General features: G+C 38.4%; 1 protein-coding gene. It reads left to right on the top strand.

Annotated elements, in window-relative coordinates; all coding sequences use genetic code 11:
* The first annotated feature begins 143 nt into the window (after nucleotides 1–143).
* Entirely contained in the window at nucleotides 144–374 is a 231-nt protein-coding gene (locus JEM49_RS10340; protein WP_005725993.1) for an IS66 family transposase, read from the top strand.
* The last annotated feature ends 4 nt before the right edge of the window (nucleotides 375–378 follow it).

The following is a 378-nucleotide window of genomic DNA, read 5'->3' as shown; positions in this document are numbered from 1 at the left end:
TGAGCAGGTCGACTGGCTAATGAAGGGCTTCGCAATCAATCCAAAAATAAAGAACACGAAAGCGTGCGAATTCTACTAACACTTGACATCGCACGCTTTTTTGATATTCTTTTAACTAATAAATTTAGGAGGAAGTTTAACTCATGTCACAAGAAAATTTGGAAAAGATTATTGCACAACAAGCAACTACTATTCAAAACTTAACTGATGAAATCAAGCTCCTCCGTGAACAAGTGGCTTACTTAACGCAAAAACGTTATGGCAAATCTTCAGAACAAATGCCTTTAAATGGACAAACAAGTCTCTTTGATGAACCTGATGCTCAAGATGACGGAGAACGTCCCCGACGCCGCCGTTCAGACTATTACTTATAAAAGA

The sequence above is a fragment of the Lactobacillus sp. A27 genome (genome assembly GCF_016742815.1).
Taxonomy (GTDB): Bacteria; Bacillota; Bacilli; order Lactobacillales; family Lactobacillaceae; genus Lactobacillus; species Lactobacillus gallinarum.
This window is presented reverse-complemented; position numbering and strand designations above follow the sequence as displayed.

What these genes read in the sequence shown, in the direction of transcription:
- JEM49_RS10340 (WP_005725993.1), top strand. Translation starts at nt 144, where the DNA reads ATGTCACAAGAAAATTTGGAAAAGATTATTGCACAACAAGCAACTACT.